The organism is Empedobacter sp. UBA7252, assembly GCF_002472765.1.
GTDB classification, from domain to species: Bacteria; Bacteroidota; Bacteroidia; order Flavobacteriales; family Weeksellaceae; genus Empedobacter; species Empedobacter falsenii_B.
Window position 1 is genome coordinate 6066 of record NZ_DKSQ01000038.1, and the last position, 1622, is coordinate 7687.

1 protein-coding gene is annotated in these 1622 nt (G+C 34.0%); it reads right to left on the minus strand.

The annotated features are described in order from the left end of the window. Positions 1-25: 25 nt before the first annotated feature. On the minus strand, positions 26-910 hold the full coding sequence (locus B2X73_RS05190) for a transposase (RefSeq protein ID WP_291095903.1): 885 nt from the start codon (positions 908-910) through the stop codon (positions 26-28). Between the last annotated feature and the right edge of the window lie 712 nt (positions 911-1622).

The window sequence follows — 1622 nt, forward strand, 5'->3', positions numbered from 1 at the left end:
CTTGACCATATCCCAACTTTATACTCTAATAAAAAACAAGTTTTTCATCACTTTTTCTGGAGCTTTCCATATTATTTTTTTCTCTTGGATCAATACATACGTGCTCAGGACTGTATATTGTCTTGCTGATCACTACACTATAAATCGTTCTCAATAACTTGTTCATTATATTGTTCATGATTAAGTAATAATGCTTTCCCTCCATCTTCTTGCGCTGATAATATAGGTTATATTCCTTATTATGTTTAATAGCCGATTTTGCCCCCATATACAGTAAACATTTAAGGTCTTTATCGGCGAAGGGACTTGTTTTGGATTTGCCCACCATATTGCCAGATGTGTTAGGAAATGGACATACTCCAGCATAAGAGGCTGCCTTTCTCGCTGTATTAATCACTTCGAAATTTCCTGTCTTTATGATCAAATCTGTAGCGATCACAGGTCCAATTCCTTTCACAGAGGTAGCAAGAAGATAATTTTGTTCCAACTTAACATCATTCTTAATGATGTTATACATTTCATTTTCTACCTCGATGATTTGACTATCTAGTGTATCTACTACTTTTTTTAACAGAGTGTTTGCCGCTATACTTTGCATTGGCATTAATGCCCTTGAATGGGCTCCTGTCTGTAGCTCTTTTCGGGCTTTGACCATTTGACTACGAAGAGTATACAGCTGCTTTAGCTCCAAGATGTTTTCATTTTGATATTCTTTAAAAGATAACTTATCCTGGAAACGCTCGCTATATTCTCTTAATCTTCCAGCGTCAATTGGATCAGATTTCCCTTTCAATAAACCTAGACTATGTTTGATCGTATAGCCTGGAACCAATGCGATTGAAATATCATATTGATTGCACAAGAACACTAATAAGTCGCCGTAAGTTCCAGTGTTTTCTGCGCATAACACGGCCCCCCGGCTGTATTGTCGATAAAAATTTCGATATGCTTACTAATGCATTTTTCACTACTTTGTTCTTTTGTTTTCCGTCTACGTCAATAAAGTTTACATCAAATTTGTCTTTTGACAGATCTATTCCATATACTTGCATAAATTATTAATTTATACTCCAAATTGAGTGGCTAAAATCGTGATAATGGGTTCTGCCCTAAATACTCTCTGGCTTTGACTCAATTAATCTGCCGTCCTTAATATATAAACTAGGTTCTGCCTTTTTAGATTTCTAAGTTAACGCTGCAGATGGAGCTTTTTATGACAATATAGTGTTTCAAGATATTAGTTTTTTGCCCTCTTTTTATTTCTAGTACAAACTAACGATTAGATTTGGGGATAGGCTCAAGCTCGAAAGAGGTTTTTAAGTTTTAACCCTATGACACAGTTGGTGTTACACTCCCGCTGTCGGAAAAATGGGGACTTACAATCCCACTTATAAAATATGTATTTGGTAGGATGAATACAACAATTTTTAGTAGAAGCAATTTTATCCACTACCTATTGACTTTCAATACTATTTAAATCTTCAATAATGCTCAATGTTTTATTTTCTAACTTATACGTACGATTAGCTATTTCTGTGATAAAATTCTTATGGGTTATAAATAAAATAGCCATATTATTTTCCATTTTTAATCTTTTAAGAAGTTTTAAAATAAATGATTCC